This is a genomic window from Bacillus cereus group sp. RP43 (genome assembly GCF_040459645.1).
Lineage (GTDB): Bacteria > Bacillota > Bacilli > Bacillales > Bacillaceae_G > Bacillus_A > Bacillus_A mycoides_C.
Map to the genome: position 1 here is coordinate 922,126 of NZ_JARVHQ010000001.1, position 13,322 is coordinate 935,447.

Here is a 13,322-nt window from a genome sequence, read left to right on the forward strand (position 1 = left end):
TGTATAGTATAATATACTTAAAGTGAATAAAAGTAAACTATTTTATATTTTAAGGTGGTTTTTATATATGAAAGAAAATGAAGATATGCAAACGAAAGAAGTAATTCAGCAAGTAGGTCAGTTATTAAGACAAATTCGAAATGAACAAAAATTAAGTTTAGAAGATTTAGCCCAAAAGACAGGTGTTAGTAAATTAACGTTAGGAAAAATTGAAAGAGGTGAAACGAATCCAACATTAGCTGTCATCTGGAAAATTACGAAAGGGTTATCGATTCCTTTATCGAGATTAATGGTTGTTGGAGAACCTGTAGCTGTTGCGCGCTGCGGAGAAGGATTTGCAGTAGATGTAGGACAAGCATGGTATTTAGAAACGATGTTCCGTTACACGAAAGAAACAGGGATGGAAATGCACCGAGCTTGTTTAAGAGCGAATAGTATATATGAACCTGAAGCTCATCATGAAGGAGCAATTGAGCTTGTAACAGTAATGAAAGGGAAAGTATTTATTCAAGTGGAGAATGATGTATACGAATTAAATGAGTTTGACTCCATTCAATTTGAAGCGAATAAGAAACATAGTTATAAAAATGAAGAAGATGAAGTGGCGGTATTACATTTAACGATGAAATATTCTTCATGAAAAAATCACCTATAGAAAAGAATTCTATAGGTGATTTTTTATATGCTCTTCTTAAGTATATGGAATGATACCAGTTAGTACGCGCGTGGCATAAATAATAAACAAATAAAATAAACTAAAAATCCTGTTCCGAAACATAAAACTGCAATAACCCAAAGGATACGAATGAGAGTAGAGCTAATATCAAAATATTCTCCTAAACCACCACATATACCAAATAGCATTTTATCAGTTTCGGATTTATATAACCTCTTCGACATATTATGATCCTCCCTTTTTTATATCACCGCTGTTATGTATGAGTGATACAGTATTCTTTTATTCTATATGGAAATTTATGAGAAGACTATTAGGTTATATTACATTTTTTTGTGAAAGGGCAATATAGCGTATTAATTGTCTTAATTTTCAGTTGATATTAAAATGAGGGTGTGACGTATTTTCTAATATAAGGTGGGGAAATGATAATGACATTGTATTGGTTGACTAATGTAAAGCTTGAAACAGGTTATACATATGAAGAAGCGAAAATTTTACAAACGGAAACGGAGATATGCAGTCTTCTTATTGAAGATGGGCGAATTAAAAGAATTATATCGGGAATCATTCACGAGGAAGGGACATTAACTTTTGATGCTAATCGTTTATTAGTTTTACCAGCTTTTGAAGAGATGCATATTCATATTGATAAAACATATTATAGTGGACCTTGGAAAGCTTGTATGCCAGCAGAAAATATTTTTACACGTTTTAATGAAGAGAAAACGATTTTACCAAAGCAATTAGCAACTGCTCAAGACAGAGCGGAAAATATGCTAGAGTTATTGCTTCGAAATGGCGCAACAAATATTAGAACGCATTGTAATGTGGATCCGGTTATTGGACTTGGTAATTTAGAGGCAACGTTAGCTGCATTAGAAACATATAAAAATCGGATGTCTGGTAGAATCGTTGCTTTTCCGCAACATGGATTATTACGCAGTAATTCTGTACAACTTGTGAAAGATGCGATGCGTATGGGTGCGAATCTAGTCGGTGGAGTGGATCCAGCTACAGTGGATAATGATATCGAAAAATCATTACATACGATTATGGACATTGCGGTAGAGTTTAATGCGGATGTTGATATTCATCTGCACGATGCGAATAATCTTGGAACGTTTACAATGAAGAGATTGGCAAGCTTAACGGAAGAAGCAGGATGGCAAGGTCGTGTAACAATTAGTCATGCGCTTGGACTTGGAGGTGTTACTGATAAAGAGGCTGAAGAAGTTGCAGAAAGATTAGCAGCCTTGAAGATTGATATCACTTCAACCGTTCCAATAGGCAAACAAGTAATCCCAATTCCATTACTAGATAAAAAAGGTGTTAAAGTTTCATTAGGCAATGATAGTATTACAGATCATTGGTCTCCGTTCGGCACAGGTGATATGCTGCAAAAGGCAAATCGATTGGCAGAACGGTTTGGTTGGGGTGATGAAAGGTCTTTAGGGAAAGCTCTTCGTTTTATTACTGGAGGGAAAGAAACATTAAATGATGAAGGGAAACGAGTATGGCCGAATGTAGGGGATGAGGCAAGTTTTGTTTTAACGAATGCAACATGCGCCGCTGAAGCAGTAGCTCGTCAAACAGAGAAGCGTGTAGTTGTATATAAAGGAAATATTGTTATAGGGGATTTAGATCAAGTGAAATCTAATAATCTTGTATAGGGGAATCGTTTAGACGTTTTTAGAAGGGTTCTAATTGTGAAAATAGAACCCTTCTTTTGTGTTCAGTAGAAACAGGATAACGCTATACTTCCTTATAGGAAAGCTAGAAGGGATGAAAAATTTGGACAATCAACATAATCAAAATCATATTATGGGAACTTTGCAATGGTTTATTTTTTTATTAGCAAACTCAATCGCGCTACCAATTGTCGTTGGCGGATTATTTCATCTTACGACGGAAGAAGTATTTTATTTAATGCAGCGTACGTTTTTCGTAGTTGGTATATCTTCATTTTTACAAGGATGGCTTGGACATAAGCTTCCGATTGCGGATGGACCAGCTGGATCTTGGGTTGGTGTATTTACCGTGCTAGCTTATGCAACTGTAGGGCAGGATCAATTACATAGTACGTTGCAAATTTTAGAATTAGGAATGATGGTTGCGGGAGTTGTTTTAATAGGACTAGGAGTAACGGGGTTTATCGGGCGTATTTTATTTTTATTTACGCCGCTCGTGACAGGGGCATTTTTACTTTTATTATGCTTACAATTAAGCGGTGTGTTTTTAAAAGGAATGCTAGGAATTACAGCTACTGTTTCTCAAATCGATGGATTTACAGCAATAATCGCGTTTAGTATATTTCTGTTCGTTACTATACTATCTAATTTTGGAAAAGGTTTTGTCAAAAGTTATGCAGTTTTAATAGGATTAATTAGTGGATGGATTATTTTTCTAATTGCAGGGAAAGTGACGATTCCGTCTCAAGTAACTCATTTTGTGCAACTTCCACATATATTTGCTTGGGGACTTCCAAAATGGAATACTGGCATGGCAGTATCAAGTTTTGTTATGGTATGTATTTTAGTTTCAAATACAGTGGCAGCTATTATAGCAATTAATCAAGCTACCATTCAAAAAGCAACAATTGAACAAAAACAGTTGAAGGATGGTACGTGGGTTGGAGGGATTTCACATATCATTTCCTCCGTATTTTCAACTGTAGGTGTCGTGCCGTTACCAGCAACGGCAGGATTTATACGCTTAACAAAACAAAAATATATACGATCGTTCTTAATGGCATGTGTGCTACTAGTCGTTATGTCGCTTTTTCCAAGTATTATTCGTTACTTAGCATCGTTACCATCCGCTGTTGCATCTGCAGTTTTAATGGCTTCGTTCGTACAGCTAATTGGAATTGGGTTAAATAATATAAAACAAGTGGAGCTTAATGAAAGGAATGTAACGATTTTAGGAGTTGCGATATTATTTGGTTGCGGTGTTATGTTTTTACCGTCTGGAGCACTCCAATCTTTGCCTTCTGTTATGCAATATATATTTGGAAATGGTTTGTTTGTAGGTACTGTTGTAAGTATATTGCTGGAACAAATATGGCGCATTAAAAAGTAAGCGGATAAAATGAGTGCACGCACTGTATAAAAGTCTAAAATAACATCAGAAATAAAGCCCATTTTCATTCACCACCTGCACATTTCGTTCATACAATATCTTGACTAAATAAACACCCAACTTACACATATACAGCTCTGGCTTAAGCAAGGAGGGTTATACCAGTTGAAGGAAAAAGCGTATCAATCTAAACCGTTACTCACAAAGAGAGAAAGAGAAGTATTTGAATTACTGGTTCAAGATAAAACGACGAAGGAAATTGCAGGTGAACTTTTTATAAGTGAAAAAACAGTACGTAATCACATCTCAAACGCAATGCAAAAGCTAGGGGTTAAAGGACGTTCACAAGCAGTTGTAGAGCTTCTTCGTATGGGAGAGCTCGAGCTATAAGAAAGCAGCCGACTTTTATACAAAGAGTCGGCTATTTTTCTGTTTGTTTCACGCTCTATATGAATGATAATAATGTCTCATACATAAATAGGTGGTAAGGAGGGGATATGTTGAAAAGGATATTGTTAGTTTCAACAAGTGCTCATGATATGAATGGACACCCGACTGGTTTGTGGCTTGAAGAGCTCGCGGCTCCTTATAATTTATTTAAAAAAGCTAAGTTCGATGTTGATATTGTGTCGATAAAGGGAGGTAGAGTGCCTATTGATAGAGTGTCTATTCCGAATGGCATACCTCGTGAATTTAAGCATGTTGCTTCTTTATTGCAAAATACGAAGCCGATCTCAACTGTTCATTTTTCGGATTATGATGCGGTTTTATTTGGTGGTGGGCACGGGGCGATTGTGGATTTTCCGGGGAATCCATATGTAGCAAATTTGATTGAGAATATGAATAACAATAACCGGATTGTAGCGGCTGTTTGTCACGGAGTAAGCTCTTTAGTTGGTGTGAAGAATAAAGATGGTTCGTTCTTTAGTGCGGGTAAGCGTATAACAGGTTATACAAATGATGAAGAAAAAGCTGTACATTTAGAAAAGCGAGTGCCGTTTTTGCTAGAAAGTAAATTGAAGGAAGAAGGAGCTTTATTTTATGTAGCTCCTAATTTCACATCACATGTTGTATTAGATGGGCATTTAATTACAGGACAAAATCCACAGTCTAGCGTGGAAATAGGTAAGGTTATAAAAAGAGCTGTAAATAAATTATAGAAAAAGTACCCGCTACTAACAAAAGTAGTGGGTATTTTTATGTATAGCGTAGATTGAAAATGTAATAAACTAAAAAGACGTAATGAGTATAATAACTTCATTTATAATCATTCATGAATTTGCTATACTATTTTGTATGGACAAAAGGGGAGGCTCTTTTAATGAGAAAAGTTGCGTGTGCAAATACTTATATTAATAAAATAAAGCCTGTTATTAGAAAAACGAGTTTTAGTCAATTGAAAATAGATGAAATTGCGAAATATATGGATATTAGTAAAGCTACTTTATATAAACGTTTTTCTTCGAAAGATGAGATTATTGAAGCAGTGGTAGAGGATTTCATGAACTATCTTCTTGAAGGTGATGCGGATAATCAAGATGAAAGTATGTCTTTTGCAGAACGTTTCCAAAAGACGTTTATCCATTCTTTAAAATGTGTGACATATATTTCTGATGTCTTTTTACAAGATTTGAAAGAGTCATATCCACATTTATCGGATCAGTTAGTCGCTGCACAACAAAATCGTAATCGTAATTTACAAATGTTTTTTGAATCAGGCATGGAACAAGGGTACTTTAATAAAATGAATGCGCAATTATTTATGGTGCAAGATGATGTGATGTTAAGACGCATTATAGATCACTCTTTTTGTATTCAGTACGACATTACGTTAAAGCAAGCGATACTTGATTTCTACAATTTGAAGAAGTATCAATTGTTTAAACCGAAATTTTTAGATGCAGTTGATGATTCTAAAATTGAAAAAGAAATTATAGCTAATTTACAAATGATTTCGTAAAAAAAGCAGATTTCCCTTAATATAAGGAAATCTGCTTTTTTAGTACATATTATTTTTGCAACTGTTTTAATACTAATTCCGCTACTGGACCACCTGAAGCAGGATTTTGACCAGTGATAACACGATTATCTTCTACAGCGTAAGCTTCCCAAGGTTGTGCAGCCTTTTCGTAAAGCCCTCCATTTTTAATGAGTTCATCTTCTGTTAAGAATGGAACAAACTGATCCAATTCCGCTAGTTTTTCTTCTTCATTTGAGAATCCTGTTACCCTTTTACCGCTAATTAAACGTTTTCCATCACTTAATGAGATATGAAATAAACCAGCTGCTCCGTGACAAACAGAGGAAACAATTCCGCCGTTTTCATAAATGTTGCGGCTAATATTTTGGAGTTCTTTGTTTTCTGGGAAGTCCCAGATAACGCCGTGACCACCCGCGTAATAAATAGCAGCGTAGTCTTCTTGATTCACTTCGCTCGGTTTCATTGTAGAACCGAGGCGATTCATAAATTCTTTCTTTTGATACCATTCCCAATCAACGTTTTCTGCCATTGCTAAACTATGTGGATCAATCGGCGTATAGCCGCCTTGTGGACTGACGTAATCTACTTCGTAACCAGCTTCTTCAACTTTTTTAACGAAATGTACAGCTTCACCAAGCCAAAGCCCAGTAGCGCGATTTAAGTTTGGATATTTTTCTACACTTGTTAATACGATTAATATTTTTTTCTTCATCATACTCCTCCTCAATACTGTTTCTTCTATATAAAGGTTCTTTATTTAATCAATTTTATGAAGTTAGACATTGCAAATTTGAATAATCATTTCAGTCCTCTTTATATCGGATTCGAAATTAGTGTATAACAATCTTTGAACAAAGTAAACTAAAAACACTAAATTAGTTTACTTTGTATATTTTCCGTTGACAAACTGTAATGCTGAAACTATGATAGTTCAATGGATATCGAACAACATACATGTTTCGTTTCAAATTCAGTTTGTTGCGCAATAAAGTGAAACTTTAATCAGTGGGGGTGTTCATCCCCCGCTGATTATTAGCCTTCACCAATCGGGCGTTTACGGGCAGTGGATCTCTCGCCTAACTTCTTTGCCTCAGCTGAATTTTGAGGTGGGAGTCTTACTGCCCGCAAATAGCGGGATAAATTATCATCTTTTATACATTTGATGAAGTTGTTTAGTAGTGATAAAAGAGCTAAACAACTTCATTTTTCATCTATAGTTTGAAAGTTTTAAAACTACAATTAGGAGAGGTGTTACACGTGGGGGAAGGTACAAGTAACCATTCAAAATGGTTTGTTTTCACATTATATTTTATTGTTTTGTTAGGACCGATGAACGCAGTTTTATTTAATGTAGCGTTAGAGGATATTGCTAATGATTTATCAATTAGTCAATCGAAAGTAAGTTGGATTGTAGTAGGGTATTCTTTAGTTGTTGGTATTGGTTCAATGGTATATGGGAAACTAGCGGATCGTTACAGTGTAAAAAAACTATTAATTATTTCAATCATCATATTTGTAGTTGGGTCCATTATTGGATTTGTAAATCAATCTTATGCGATTGTTATTTTCGCAAGATTAGTGCAGGCGAGCGGGGGAGCGGCATTTATTGCACTTAGTATGATTGCAGTGGCGAAATTAGTTGCTCCTGCTGAAAAACCAGGAGCGTTAGCGATGATTAGGTCTTCTATTGCATTAGCAATTGGTATTGGTCCGTTAGTTGGTGGAGCAATTACGAATACGTTAGGCTGGCCGTATTTATTTTTATTTATGGTTATTTCAGTGATTGGGATTTTCTTACTTGTGAAATTTATGCCGGAAGAAGCACAGCATACGGATGAAGAGTTTCATTTTGATTACATTGGAGCGGTGTTATTATTTGCATTAATTGCGACCGTTTTATTAGGCGTAAATATTAATAGTTGGCTATTTGTGCTATCTGTTGCTTTCTTATTTTTATTCACGGTTCGTATGAAGAAAGTAGAGTATCCATTTATTGACATTGAGTTGTTTACAAATAAACCATTTCTTCGTTTAATAGCGGTTGGATTTATAATTAATGTGGCGCTATGTGCTAGTTTGTTATTATTGCCATTACTGCTAGGGAGAGAGCACGACTTGTCTCCGTTCGTTATCGGAATTGTATTGTTTGTTGCATCTCTCTTTGGGATTGTATCTAGTTTTATTACCGGAAAGATTGTTCCTTCGTTTGGGAATGTGAGAATGATTAATGTAGCGTCTGTAGTTATGATTGTTGGCTTTTTACTTTTAGGGCTTATTCCGAATGGGAACTTTATTGTTATTTTAGTGGCGGTTATTTTAACATTTATGAGTTATTCGGCAATTCAAGTATCATTAAATACACTTATACCAAAAACGTTAAATTCTGCGAAAGTTGGAGTTGGTCTTGGATTGTACAACTTAATCAACTTTTTCGGGATGGCGTTTGGGCCCGCTGTAGCGAGCAAAATTATGGAGGCTACAAATAGTTATCGTTTAAATTTTATGTTAATTGTAGTTTTAATTTTAGCCCATTTTGTCTTATTAATAGGGATGTCTTCTGTTCAGAAAAAGATGGTGCGATGAATATGTGCTTTATCATAGAAGAAACCGACTTTCATATAGAAGGTCGGTTATTTTTCTGTCTTGCAAATTATGAAAAAAAGGAGCAAAATAAAAAAGGTCCTGATCTATACAGGTACAAATGAAAAATTTTATACAGGGGCACTTTAAGTTAGCGAACTTAAAGTGTGTAAAATATAATGATAAACATAAAATAAGATGATGAATGAGAAAACGGGTGATTAAGTTGAATAGAGCGATCGGTGTTATTGATTCAGGAGTGGGCGGTTTAACAGTAGCGAAGGAATTAATTCGTCAGTTGCCGAAAGAGCGTATTATATATTTAGGAGATACAGCACGTTGCCCTTATGGCCCGCGTTCTCGTGAAGAAGTGCGTCAATTTACGTGGGAAATGACGGAGCATTTATTAGATTTAAATATCAAAATGTTAGTTATTGCGTGTAATACAGCAACTGCGGTTGTGTTGGAAGAAATGCAGAAACAGTTGCCAATTCCAGTAGTTGGAGTTATTCATCCAGGATCACGTACAGCTTTAAAAGTGACAAATACGTACCATGTTGGGATTATTGGAACGATTGGAACAGTAAAAAGTGGTGCCTATGAAGAGGCGCTAAAGTCTATTAATAACCGTGTTATGGTAGAAAGCTTAGCGTGTCCACCTTTCGTTGAGCTTGTAGAGAGTGGGAATTTCGAAAGTGAAATGGCGTATGAAGTTGTAAGAGAAACATTGCAACCGTTGAAAAGTACTGACATTGATACACTTATTTTAGGATGTACACATTATCCGATTTTAGGTCCTGTTATTAAAATGGTAATGGGAGATCAAGTACAATTAATTAGTTCGGGTGATGAAACAGCGCGTGAGGTAAGCACGATTTTATACCATAGTAAGATGTTAAATGAGGGAGAAGAACAAAGTGATCACCTCTTCTTAACGACTGGTAAAATAGGTCTGTTTAAAGAAATTGCATCAAAGTGGTTCGGCCAGCCGATTGAAAACGTGAAGCATATTAATTTAGAAACAGAATAGTAGTAGATTCATATAAGAGAACCCCTGAGAAATCAGGGGTTTTTTCTGTATAAGTAGCCATAGCTTGTTCTAAAACATGAAACAGCTCGTATACATAATAGTACAAACTTAGATTCTAGGGGGGAATGGCATGCCTAAATCCACTTTTAAATGGGTTGTTGGTGCTACTGTGAGTGTGATTTTATTATCAGGGTGTGGCTTATTAAATCAAGAGAAAGCGACAGAACAAATTGATCCACCGAAAAAAGTTACGTATACAGAAGGTGAAAAGAAAGAAACCGCTAAAAAAGATAAACAAGGGCAAACAGTAAATAGAGAGTTATACCTCGTTGATAAAAATGGATATGTCGTACCGCAAACTATTGCAATGCCTACTCCGAAAGCGAATGAAGTTGTACAGCAAACGTTAGAGTATCTTGTGAAAGATGGACCAGTCACAAATTTATTGCCAAATGGATTTCGAGCAGTCCTTCCAGCGAATACGACGATGACCTTGAATTTGAAAAAGGGCGGGACAGCAGTAATTGATTTCTCTAAAGAAATGAAAAATTATTCAAAAGAAGAAGAGCGTCAAATTGTTGAATCAGTAGCGTGGACTTTGACTCAATTTACAGAAATAAAACAAGTGCAGTTCCAAATAAATGGTGAAAAGTTAGCGAAGATGCCTGTTGCGGGTACACCGATTGGTGAAGGTGTAAGTCGTGCGAATGGAATTAATTTTGATGATGAACAAGTAGCGGATGTAACGCATACAAAACCGGTTACACTTTACTTTATGGCGCAAAATAATAATAAGCAGCAATATTACGTACCGGTAACACGGCGCGTTGCAGAAGGAAAAGAAAATGATTACGCGACAATTGTGGATGAGCTTGTAAAAGGTCCGATTCAAGGATCGCTACTAAATGATTTTAATCCAGGAGCTAAGCTTATTACGAATCCGAAAGTACAGGACGGAAATATTACATTAAACTTTAATGAAAATATATTTGTGAACCCAGACAAAAATATGATTTCAAATTATGTGTTGAAATCGTTAGTCTTATCTTTAACGGAAAAACAAGGTGTGAAAAATGTTTCTATTGAAGTGAATGGGAAAGCAAATCTTATGGATGAGAAAGGTGAAAAGTTAACAAAACCTGTTGATCGTCCACAAAACGTGAATACAGGTAGTTTTTAATCGCGAATAATTTGATATACTTATGTAAGAAAGGGGAATTGCTTTTTGAGTTCCCCTTCTTTTATTGTTATACATATCGTACATTTAAATTTGGCTATACTAATAAGAGTAGTTATGAGGGGGTTATTTTTATGCGAGTAGATGGTAGAGGAAAAGCAGAGCTACGCCATATACATATTCATACAAATTATTTAAAACATCCAGAGGGATCGGTACTAATTGAAGTTGGGGATACAAAGGTAATTTGTTCAGCGACAATTGAAGAGCGTGTACCGCCGTTTATGCGCGGAGAAGGAAAAGGATGGGTAACAGCAGAATACTCAATGATTCCACGTGCGACAGAGCAACGTACAATCAGGGAGTCAAGTAAAGGGAAAGTAACAGGGCGCACAATGGAAATCCAGCGTTTAATTGGACGAGCATTACGTGCGGTTGTTGATTTAGAAGCGCTTGGCGAAAGAACGGTTTGGATTGACTGTGATGTAATTCAAGCGGATGGCGGAACGAGAACAGCTTCAATTACAGGTGCTTATGTAGCGATGGTATTAGCTTTTGAAAAATTATTGCAAGCAGACAAAGTATCTAAAATTCCGGTGAAAGATTATTTAGCGGCAACGTCAGTAGGTATTGTTGAAGAACAAGGTGTCGTTTTAGATTTAAATTATGCTGAAGATTCTAAAGCAGACGTTGATATGAACGTTATTATGACTGGAAAAGGTCAGTTTGTTGAAGTACAAGGAACTGGAGAAGAAGCGACGTTTAGCAGAGCTGAATTAAATGAACTGCTTGATGCTGCTGAACAAGGCATTTTCCAACTTGTTGAAAAGCAAAAAGAAGCATTAGGTGACATCGTATCTCATATAGAGTAGAGGTGGAAAATATGAAGCAAGTTGTTGTAGCGACGAAAAATCTTGGGAAAGTACGTGAGTTTGCTGATTTGTTTGAGAGATTTGACTTAGAAGTGAAATCTTTACACGATTTTCCTCATATTGAAGAAGTCGAAGAAACTGGTGAAACATTTGAAGAAAACGCAATTTTAAAAGCGGACAGTCTTAGTAGACAGTTGAATTCCATCGTAATTGCGGATGACTCTGGTCTTATTGTAGATGCCTTAAACGGGAAACCAGGTGTATATTCAGCTCGTTTTGCTGGAGAGCCGAAAGATGATCAGGCGAATATAGATAAAGTGTTACAAGAGTTAACTGACATCAATTTAGAAAAACGTACAGCTCGTTTTTACTGTGCGTTAGCAGTTGCTTTTCCTGAAGTGGATAAAGAGCCGGTTATTGTAAACGGAACGTGCGAAGGGAAAATTCTAGAACAGCGCCGCGGGGAAAATGGTTTCGGATACGATCCGATTTTTTATGTAGAAGAATATAAAAAAGCGATGGCTGAGCTAAGTTCGGATGAGAAAAACGCAATTAGTCACCGCGGACGCGCTCTTCGTAAATTAGAAGAAAAAATCCCAGAATGGTTTTTAGAAGAATAAGGGAGAGAGATTGATGAAAGCTTTAATCGTAAGCGATAGTCATAGCTCTGTGAAGGAATTACAGCAGTTAAAAGAGAAGTACGAAGAGAAAGTAGATGTCATGATTCATTGTGGTGATTCAGAGTTAACGTCTGCTCACGAAGAGCTGCAAGGTTTCCATGTTGTAAAAGGGAATTGTGATTATGCTAACTTTCAAGGTGAAATTGTAACTGATGTAGATGGAATTCGTTTCTTAGTTGTACACGGTCATCGTCATAATGTAAAAATGACGTTACAAACGTTAGCGTATCATGCAGAAGAAGTAGGAGCGCAAGTAGCATGCTTTGGACATTCTCATGTATTAGGGGCAGAATTAATTGATGGGATTTTATTTATTAATCCAGGAAGTATTTTGCTCCCACGCTCTCGTGTGGAAAAAACTTTCGCTTTATTAGAAATGGATGAAAATCATATAGAAGTTCGTTTTGAAACATTAGACGGACAGCTGGTGGAACAAGCAATTTTTAAAAGAGGATAAGGAAAATTATCCTCTTTTAAAAAAGTGTTGACTTTATAAGTAGTTATGAATATAATAAATATTGTCGATAGGGCAACAGCGCTAACGAAGAAAAATAAAATAACATATGCGGGTGTAGTTTAGTGGTAAAACAAGAGCCTTCCAAGCTCTGGTCGAGAGTTCGATTCTCTTCACCCGCTCCATGTCCCAGTAGCTCAGCAGGATAGAGCAACGGCCTTCTAAGCCGTCGGTCGGGAGTTCGAATCTCTCCTGGGACGCTAAGAAAACCTTGTTATCTTTTGATAACAAGGTTTTTTGTTTGTCTAAAAATTGATGTATGTGCAAGAGGTGTGAAAATACTACAATGGAATATATGATAATGAGTATATAAAGTAGATTAAAGTACATTAAAAACAGAGCACCGTTTATGCGCCCTGTTCCTCTTATTTAACTTAAAGAATCAATAGGTTTATGGTGGAACTCAAATCCATATCCAGATTCTCCTAATTGTTCACTTACAATGTTATAAAACTTTTTCCCATAAAAACTAAGTTCATTCTGCGAATACACTTGTATAATGAATTGTGTTCTTCCTATTGTACTTGGAACTTTTTCATGGATTTCATCACTTTCAATGAATCCTAAATATGTATTGATTTTGTCTTGTAGAAGTAAAATGTGCTCATCGTCAAGTTCTTCGCTTTTATTCCACTCTAAAGCATCAAAGATTGTTAAGTACACATTATCTTTATTATCCTCGTCTATTAAAACTAAATCGACTTGATCCGTATCGTGTAATGCCATATAAA

The 13,322-nt window shown here is 36.0% G+C and carries 15 protein-coding genes and 2 tRNA genes; 14 read left to right on the plus strand and 3 right to left on the minus strand.

Translation table 11 applies throughout. The annotated features are described in order from the left end of the window. The first annotated feature begins 67 nt into the window (after nt 1-67). On the plus strand, nt 68-640 hold the full coding sequence (locus QCI75_RS04795; protein ID WP_353760020.1) for a helix-turn-helix domain-containing protein: 573 nt from the start codon (nt 68-70) through the stop codon (nt 638-640). A gap of 74 nt (nt 641-714) precedes the next feature. Here QCI75_RS04795 and QCI75_RS04800 read toward each other — a convergent pair whose 3' ends face one another. Further along, nucleotides 715-900, minus strand: a complete 186-nt coding sequence (locus tag QCI75_RS04800; RefSeq protein ID WP_088079439.1) for a PspC domain-containing protein — start codon at nt 898-900, stop codon at nt 715-717. Nucleotides 901-1,107: 207 nt separating this feature from the next. Between QCI75_RS04800 and QCI75_RS04805 the strand changes: the two genes are divergently transcribed. The 5 genes from QCI75_RS04805 to QCI75_RS04825 all read left to right on the plus strand — a co-directional run bounded on the left by QCI75_RS04805 (nt 1,108) and on the right by QCI75_RS04825 (nt 5,717). Beyond that, nucleotides 1,108-2,349, plus strand: coding sequence for an amidohydrolase family protein (locus QCI75_RS04805; RefSeq protein ID WP_353760021.1), 1,242 nt, complete (start codon nt 1,108-1,110; stop codon nt 2,347-2,349). Between the two features lie 112 nt (nt 2,350-2,461). Then, the gene (locus tag QCI75_RS04810; RefSeq protein ID WP_353760022.1) at nt 2,462-3,757 is read left to right on the plus strand and encodes a purine/pyrimidine permease; all 1,296 of its coding nucleotides are present in this window, start codon (nt 2,462-2,464) and stop codon (nt 3,755-3,757) included. Between the two features lie 165 nt (nt 3,758-3,922). Further along, entirely contained in the window at nt 3,923-4,147 is a 225-nt protein-coding gene (gerE, locus tag QCI75_RS04815; protein WP_000659484.1) for a spore germination transcription factor GerE, read from the plus strand. A gap of 107 nt (nt 4,148-4,254) precedes the next feature. Next, complete coding sequence (locus QCI75_RS04820) at nt 4,255-4,917, plus strand: type 1 glutamine amidotransferase domain-containing protein (RefSeq protein WP_144507205.1); 663 nt, start codon at nt 4,255-4,257, stop codon at nt 4,915-4,917. Between the two features lie 161 nt (nt 4,918-5,078). Continuing rightward, on the plus strand, nt 5,079-5,717 hold the full coding sequence (locus tag QCI75_RS04825; protein WP_144507204.1) for a TetR/AcrR family transcriptional regulator: 639 nt from the start codon (nt 5,079-5,081) through the stop codon (nt 5,715-5,717). Nucleotides 5,718-5,766: 49 nt separating this feature from the next. On the opposite strand, the gene QCI75_RS04830 is transcribed toward QCI75_RS04825, so the two are convergent. Next, a complete protein-coding gene (locus QCI75_RS04830; RefSeq protein WP_144507203.1) occupies nt 5,767-6,450 on the minus strand; it encodes a type 1 glutamine amidotransferase domain-containing protein in 684 nt (227 codons plus the stop codon). Nucleotides 6,451-6,995: 545 nt separating this feature from the next. Between QCI75_RS04830 and QCI75_RS04835 the strand changes: the two genes are divergently transcribed. The 8 genes from QCI75_RS04835 to QCI75_RS04870 all read left to right on the plus strand — a co-directional run bounded on the left by QCI75_RS04835 (nt 6,996) and on the right by QCI75_RS04870 (nt 12,791). Continuing rightward, a complete protein-coding gene (locus tag QCI75_RS04835) occupies nt 6,996-8,321 on the plus strand; it encodes an MFS transporter (protein ID WP_353760023.1) in 1,326 nt (441 codons plus the stop codon). 214 nt (nt 8,322-8,535) lie between these two features. Continuing rightward, the gene (racE, locus tag QCI75_RS04840) at nt 8,536-9,348 is read left to right on the plus strand and encodes a glutamate racemase (RefSeq protein WP_337692288.1); all 813 of its coding nucleotides are present in this window, start codon (nt 8,536-8,538) and stop codon (nt 9,346-9,348) included. Between the two features lie 130 nt (nt 9,349-9,478). Then, on the plus strand, nt 9,479-10,528 hold the full coding sequence (locus QCI75_RS04845) for a GerMN domain-containing protein (protein WP_098775525.1): 1,050 nt from the start codon (nt 9,479-9,481) through the stop codon (nt 10,526-10,528). Between the two features lie 131 nt (nt 10,529-10,659). Then, a complete protein-coding gene (gene rph, locus QCI75_RS04850) occupies nt 10,660-11,397 on the plus strand; it encodes a ribonuclease PH (protein ID WP_002145515.1) in 738 nt (245 codons plus the stop codon). Nucleotides 11,398-11,408: 11 nt separating this feature from the next. Further along, complete coding sequence (locus QCI75_RS04855; protein ID WP_144507200.1) at nt 11,409-12,017, plus strand: XTP/dITP diphosphatase; 609 nt, start codon at nt 11,409-11,411, stop codon at nt 12,015-12,017. A 13-nt stretch (nt 12,018-12,030) separates the two neighbouring features. Further along, complete coding sequence (locus QCI75_RS04860) at nt 12,031-12,534, plus strand: metallophosphoesterase (protein WP_144507199.1); 504 nt, start codon at nt 12,031-12,033, stop codon at nt 12,532-12,534. 108 nt (nt 12,535-12,642) lie between these two features. Further along, a tRNA-Gly gene (locus QCI75_RS04865) sits at nt 12,643-12,716 on the plus strand. A 1-nt stretch (nt 12,717) separates the two neighbouring features. Further along, nucleotides 12,718-12,791, plus strand: a tRNA-Arg gene (locus QCI75_RS04870). A 169-nt stretch (nt 12,792-12,960) separates the two neighbouring features. On the opposite strand, the gene QCI75_RS04875 is transcribed toward QCI75_RS04870, so the two are convergent. Next, a complete protein-coding gene (locus QCI75_RS04875) occupies nt 12,961-13,317 on the minus strand; it encodes a DUF6572 domain-containing protein (RefSeq protein WP_353760024.1) in 357 nt (118 codons plus the stop codon). Nucleotides 13,318-13,322: the final 5 nt, after the last annotated feature.

Bases quoted from the DNA above. Each gene is read 5' to 3' on its own strand.
- QCI75_RS04795 (WP_353760020.1), top strand. From the start codon at position 68: ATGAAAGAAAATGAAGATATGCAAACGAAAGAAGTAATTCAGCAAGTA.
- QCI75_RS04800 (WP_088079439.1), bottom strand. From the start codon at position 900: ATGTCGAAGAGGTTATATAAATCCGAAACTGATAAAATGCTATTTGGT.
- QCI75_RS04805 (WP_353760021.1), top strand. From the start codon at position 1,108: ATGACATTGTATTGGTTGACTAATGTAAAGCTTGAAACAGGTTATACA.
- QCI75_RS04810 (WP_353760022.1), top strand. From the start codon at position 2,462: ATGAAAAATTTGGACAATCAACATAATCAAAATCATATTATGGGAACT.
- QCI75_RS04820 (WP_144507205.1), top strand. From the start codon at position 4,255: ATGTTGAAAAGGATATTGTTAGTTTCAACAAGTGCTCATGATATGAAT.
- QCI75_RS04825 (WP_144507204.1), top strand. From the start codon at position 5,079: ATGAGAAAAGTTGCGTGTGCAAATACTTATATTAATAAAATAAAGCCT.
- QCI75_RS04830 (WP_144507203.1), bottom strand. From the start codon at position 6,450: ATGAAGAAAAAAATATTAATCGTATTAACAAGTGTAGAAAAATATCCA.
- QCI75_RS04845 (WP_098775525.1), top strand. From the start codon at position 9,479: ATGCCTAAATCCACTTTTAAATGGGTTGTTGGTGCTACTGTGAGTGTG.
- rph (WP_002145515.1), top strand. From the start codon at position 10,660: ATGCGAGTAGATGGTAGAGGAAAAGCAGAGCTACGCCATATACATATT.
- QCI75_RS04855 (WP_144507200.1), top strand. From the start codon at position 11,409: ATGAAGCAAGTTGTTGTAGCGACGAAAAATCTTGGGAAAGTACGTGAG.
- QCI75_RS04860 (WP_144507199.1), top strand. From the start codon at position 12,031: ATGAAAGCTTTAATCGTAAGCGATAGTCATAGCTCTGTGAAGGAATTA.
- QCI75_RS04875 (WP_353760024.1), bottom strand. From the start codon at position 13,317: ATGGCATTACACGATACGGATCAAGTCGATTTAGTTTTAATAGACGAG.